This is a genomic window from Bacillus sp. AP50, from assembly GCF_040492675.1.
Taxonomy (GTDB): Bacteria; Bacillota; Bacilli; order Bacillales; family Bacillaceae_G; genus Bacillus_A; species Bacillus_A cereus.
This window is the reverse complement of the sequence record NZ_JBEUTW010000553.1, coordinates 1-5,690: the sequence shown is the minus strand read 5'-3', so window position 1 is coordinate 5,690 and position 5,690 is coordinate 1. Positions and strand designations below refer to the sequence as shown.

Here is a 5,690-nt window from a genome sequence, read left to right as displayed (position 1 = left end):
ATATTAAAAAACATCTCATATTCATATGAGATGTTTTTTAATATGGCTCTGTCGTATGTAATAATTCCCTATTTAAAGAGTCTTATTGTTGTTGAATACTTTTTCTTTGTTTTATTTTTTGTGACAGGAATTTTGTTTGTATTAATGATGAGGCACTTACAAAACATGTCTAGTGTAGCAAGAGGAACAGGAGCCGCGCTTGCAAATGCTTCTATGTACATTGGTCAAATGATTGGTGCGGCAATAGCTGGAATGTTATTTGCAATATCTCACAATTTTATACTTATAGGTAGTTTTACTGCGTTACTATATATAGGAGCTTTATTTTTGTTTAGAAAAAGTGAAAAAATTACTGAAAATAGTGAAACAGGAATTGCATCATAAAGCTTGTATAAATATTTCGCAAATCAGAATTAATAAGAGTGTGAATACATGAATGTGCTTTTAATTAAAGTGGTTACTAAAAGTATAGAAATAGTAGAAGAAATGTATTGTAACAAAGTTATGAGGAATCAAAAAATAAAAATCCCTATAAAGATAGGGATTTATATATCGGCATATAGTTCCTTGGAAAAGGATATACTTAGTTTAACATATAGGAGTACTTATAATTGTGAAATAGATGTGAAAGTAATGTGAAAAGTATTGTAATAAAAAGCACTGTTTTAGCTAATGTAGCTAAAACAGTGCTTTTCTCTTTGATTGAACAGTTGCAGCATTTTCATCATGTATACCTGCATCTTTAATAATTCGTTGTTTTGCTTTATTTAATAGATGGTTTACTGCTTCGCCAAAATAGTTAGCTTCGCTTTTTGTGCGGGCTTCTCGTAAACATTTATAGTTTTCTAGCAGTTCCTCTTTTTCGGAGTTTGTTAAGAAATCTTCTATTTTCTTTTTTGTCATACGAAACACCCTTTCTCCTGACAAACGACGCAATAGAAAATATTTATTTCTCATTATAACAATAATTTTAAAAGAAAGTATACACTAACGTCGCAATAATTTGTCAATTTCTTGAATCTTCTCATCAGCTTTCCCAATTTGCGTATTTTTAGCCTGTTCGCCACCAAGAGCTTGATGTAGTAAAAAAGTTTGACCGGAAATAGCAGTTACAATGGATACTTTTATAATTTCTTTTATTGCGGTGACATCGAATAAAACGAGCCCAAGAAGTGCGGCTAGGCTACCAGTAAAAATATCAGTTAAAAATCCAAAATGAAAAAATGTTTTCAAACGGCGTGGAAGCAATAACTTACCTTGGTTATTGATTAGATGGGAAACGAAGCCGGTAATGCCACCAACGAGAACAGCGGTTAGCCATTGATACATTTCCATCGAATCCACTCCTTTTAGTGAATAAGATTCGATTATTTTATATTGATTCCTTTTAATATTTCATATAAGCATATTGAGAAAGTTTGTTTGGGTATATTTTGTATTCAAATTAATTATAACAGAAAATTTAGATAGATTTCAGTCTATTATATGAATCATTTTTACAATAATATGAATGCAGAAAGGGGTGCGTGATATGAATATAGATTATCGAATAAGAAGTGTAGATGGTTATACAAAAAAAATAGGGGAATTAGTAAGCCTGCTTGAGCATACGAGAGCTGTAACATTAGGCGAAGTAAAAAAATTATCAGTTGAGCAATTAGATTTAATTATGCAAAGCAGCGGAAATTCAATTGGCGCCTTATTAAAGCATATAGCAGCTATTGAAAAAGTTCATCAGCTTATTTCATTTCAAGATCGTGACTTTACAAAAGAAGAATTAGAAATATGGAAAGATGCACTGTATTTAGGGGAAGCGGGTAGAGCAATCCGTGGTCATGAAATAAAGTATTATGTACAACTTCTACAAAGTGTTCGAGAAGAATCTCTGAAGTATTTAAGTGAACAAGGTGATGAGTGGCTCATGTCAGTAAGAAAGTGGCCTAACGGTGTAGCATATAACCAGCACTATCTATGGTTTCATGTGCTAGAAGATGAAATTAGTCATCGAGGACAAATTAGAATGCTCAAAAACAAGTTATTTGAAAATTACGTAAAATAATGTAGCTTTTTATAGGAGAATTCCATATAATGAGAATAATTAAAATAAGAACGGGGTGATGTATTATGGCGAAAATAACTTATATGAATAATCAACCAAATACAAAGGTGGATGGAAAGGGCGATATTATATAAGGTAATTCGCAATCCTTCCACTTAGTACAAACTAGGGAGGATATTTATTTGAATCAAAATATTTTAGAATCTTTCGGCTGGGATTCATTTTTTGAAGAACAAGTTACAGAGAAAAATTATGAAGTAGGTCGTATTTTACTTGAGCATAAGCATATATATCGCATTATTTGTAATGATGGTGAATATATGGCAGAACTGTCTGGGAAGTTTCGGCATGAAGCGATTACGAAAGGCGATTATCCAGCAGTTGGTGATTGGGTGTATATAAAGAAAATAGAAGATGAAAAGAAAGCGATTATTCATCGTATTTTCCAGCGAAGAAGCTCTTTCTCAAGACAAGAGGCTGGAACAAGAACAGAAGAACAGATTATAGCAGCAAATGTAGATTATTTATTTTTAGTGAATGCACTTAATCATGATTTTAATGTTAGAAGGATGGAACGTTATTTATTATTAGCGTATGAAAGCGGCGCTATGCCAGTTATTGTTTTAACAAAGAGTAGTATATGTAATGATGTGGAAGAGAAAATTGTAGAAACGGAAGCTATAGCAATTGGTGTTCCTATTTTCGTTGTTGATAGTTTAGAGCATACAGGTATAGATTCGTTGAAACAATTCGTTTCTTCAGGGAAAACAATTGCTTTAGTTGGATCATCAGGGGTAGGAAAGTCAACTTTGTTAAATGCTCTAATAGGAATTGATGTAGCAAAAACGGGAGATATACGTGAAGAGGATAGTAGGGGGAGGCATACGACAACGCATCGAGAATTATTCCAATTGCCTAGTGGCGCTCTCGTGATTGATACGCCTGGCATGAGGGAATTGCAACTTTGGGAAGGCAGCGAAGCGATTCAAACAGCATTCTCTGATATTGAAGAATTTGCGACAACATGTCGTTTCCGTGATTGTAAGCATGAGAATGAACCAGGATGCGCGGTGTATAGTGCAATTGAAAATGGACTTATTACGATAGATCGTTTGAAAAGCTATAAAAAATTACAAAGAGAACTGGCGTATTTTATGAGGAAACAAGATGCAATCCTTGCCAGAGCAGAGCGTGATAAATGGAAGAAAATTTCTAAACAACATAAAAAAATGTAAAAACCAAAGGGGCCCCTTTGGTTTTTTCTATTTGTAAATTTTATAATAATATTATTCGTATATATAGACAAAAGGAAATTAATTGTTTAAACTTTACAAAGTATTCACCATAATAGGTTATGAAAATAATAATTAGGGAACGGGAAATATTCATAATTAACTCAATTTAACTTTTAAATTTGAAAATTAGGAGGTTCATAATGGGTAAACTATTAAATTTGTTTCGTGATATGAAAGTAGCAAAAAAGCTATTAATTTCATTCTTTGTAATTTTAATTGCAGCCGTTTCTATAATCGGGGGCATGTCTTATCAAACTGCTAAAAAGAATTTTGAATCACAAATTACGAGTAGTGCTAACGATAATATAAAAATATTAGATAATTTAATCAATCAAATGATTGAAGCAAAATTTAACGATGTGAATAACTTTGCACGAGTAATTCAAGGGAATATGTATCAAGAGGATAATCAGGATGAGCTAAGAAAGACATTATCTCAGTATATCAATTTGAATATAGATGTTGAACAAGTGTATGTTGCCGGTAATGATAAGAAATTTGTACAGGAACCAAATATACAAATGGCAGCAGATTATGATCCAACAACACGACCTTGGTATAAAGATGCAGTGGCAAAACAAGGTGGTATTGTTGTTAGCGAGCCATATAAGGCAAAAGGAAATGGACATATTGTCGTAACGATTGCAAAACAAACAGAAGATAAAAATGGGGTTGTTGCGCTAGATTTAAGTTTAGACAATTTATTAAAAACAACAAAGTTAATCAATATTGGTAAAAAAGGATATGCCTTCATTTTAGATGGAAAGCAAAAAATCATTGCTCATCCACAAGAAAAATCAGGGGATAAAGCAGCTGATTCTTGGGCAAAGAAAATTTATGAAGATAATCATGGTGCTTTTACATATTCTTATGGTGGTAGTGAAAAGAATATGGTATTTGCTACAAACGTAAAAACAGGTTGGAAAATTGGTGGGACGATGTACGCAACTGAAGTAATTGAAGCTGCTCAACCTGTATTTTATAATATGTTAATTGTTATGCTTATTTCGTTAGTAGTAGGTGGAGTACTTATTTATTTTGTGACACTTTCAATTACGAAGCCTTTAAAGAGATTAGTTATCACTTCTAAAGAAATAAGTGAAGGGGATTTAACGCAAACAATTGAAATTCATTCTAATGATGAAATTGGTCAACTTGCCAAAGGTTTTAACGAGATGACAAATTCATTACGGACGTTAATTGGAAGGATTAACACTTCGGCAGGACATGTTGCAGCAGCATCAGAAGAACTAACTGCAAGTGTAAGACAAGCGAGTGAAGCAACTGAGCAAATTACAACAGCAATGGATGAAATATCAAGTGGGGCAACGACGCAAACAACAAGTGTAGAAAATGGTGCTATGTTACTGTTTGATGTAACGGAAGGAATTCAGCATGTAGCAAATAGTTCATCATCTATTAATATCGCTTCTGCTCATACTCGTGAAAAAGCAGAAGATGGTGGGAAACTAGTAGGAAGAACAGTAAACCAGATGCAGTCTATTGCAGAATCGGTTTCACAATCAGATGCTGTTATACAGTTATTAAATAATAAATCAAAACAAATTGGTGATATATTGGAAGTAATTCAAAACATTGCAAATCAAACAAATCTTCTAGCTTTAAATGCGGCAATTGAAGCGGCAAGAGCTGGTGAACATGGAAGAGGTTTTGCAATTGTTGCAGATGAAGTACGTAAATTGGCAGAGCAGTCTAGCATATCTTCCAGTGAAATTAGTAAATTAATAGGCGAAATACAAGACGATATGGGTAAGACAGTCAAATCAATGAATCATGTAAATGAAGAAGTTCAATCTGGACTTGTTATTGCAAATGAAACGAAGCAAAATTTTGCTGAAATTTTACAATCTACAAATGAAATAGCTAATCAAATTAAGACGATGGTTGAAACGGCTAATGGAATGTCAAAAGGGGCAAATGAAGTATCTATTTCAGTAGGACAAATTGCAATGACAGCACAAAATAATGCGACAAGCACACAAAATGTTGCGGCTTCAGCTGAAGAACAGCTAGCTTCGATGGAGGAAATTGGATCAGCGGCGGGTACGCTATCTCAAATGGCTGAAGAATTGCAAGTATTAATTGAGAGATTTAAAGTTTAATAGAGAACAGACTCCCCCTAGTAGCATTATGACACTAGAGGGTAGTCTGTTTTATTATGTAAAATCAAATGGAGATGTAAACTTCCTTTATGACGTTTAAAATGGTATTTTGCATAATATTTGTCGAAAAATAGAGGTGTTTGTTAGCTTTGTGTATAATTATTAACCTATAGAATACAAATAAAAGGAGAGTATTATGGGAGTGTATTGGGG

At 33.2% G+C, this 5,690-nt stretch carries 6 protein-coding genes and 1 pseudogene; 5 read left to right on the top strand and 2 right to left on the bottom strand.

The genetic code is table 11. From position 1 onward, the window contains the following. Window positions 1–384: pseudogene (locus tag ABWK52_RS26475) on the top strand (MFS transporter); the annotation flags it as partial. Between the two features lie 48 nt (window positions 385–432). After that, complete coding sequence (locus tag ABWK52_RS26470) at window positions 433–639, top strand: hypothetical protein (RefSeq protein ID WP_001101742.1); 207 nt, start codon at window positions 433–435, stop codon at window positions 637–639. A gap of 39 nt (window positions 640–678) precedes the next feature. On the opposite strand, the gene ABWK52_RS26465 is transcribed toward ABWK52_RS26470, so the two are convergent. Then, window positions 679–903, bottom strand: a complete 225-nt coding sequence (locus ABWK52_RS26465; RefSeq protein ID WP_000162602.1) for a hypothetical protein — start codon at window positions 901–903, stop codon at window positions 679–681. An 84-nt stretch (window positions 904–987) separates the two neighbouring features. Beyond that, on the bottom strand, window positions 988–1,335 hold the full coding sequence (locus ABWK52_RS26460) for a DUF4257 domain-containing protein (protein ID WP_000426317.1): 348 nt from the start codon (window positions 1,333–1,335) through the stop codon (window positions 988–990). A 196-nt stretch (window positions 1,336–1,531) separates the two neighbouring features. Between ABWK52_RS26460 and ABWK52_RS26455 the strand changes: the two genes are divergently transcribed. From ABWK52_RS26455 to ABWK52_RS26445, 3 genes are all read left to right on the top strand, one after another. Next, entirely contained in the window at window positions 1,532–2,059 is a 528-nt protein-coding gene (locus tag ABWK52_RS26455; RefSeq protein WP_098541496.1) for a DinB family protein, read from the top strand. 182 nt (window positions 2,060–2,241) lie between these two features. After that, window positions 2,242–3,294: a ribosome small subunit-dependent GTPase A gene (gene rsgA / locus ABWK52_RS26450; RefSeq protein WP_001073074.1), complete on the top strand. Its 1,053-nt coding sequence runs from the start codon at window positions 2,242–2,244 to the stop codon at window positions 3,292–3,294. A 200-nt stretch (window positions 3,295–3,494) separates the two neighbouring features. Then, on the top strand, window positions 3,495–5,477 hold the full coding sequence (locus tag ABWK52_RS26445; protein WP_353772248.1) for a methyl-accepting chemotaxis protein: 1,983 nt from the start codon (window positions 3,495–3,497) through the stop codon (window positions 5,475–5,477). Window positions 5,478–5,690 lie beyond the last annotated feature (213 nt).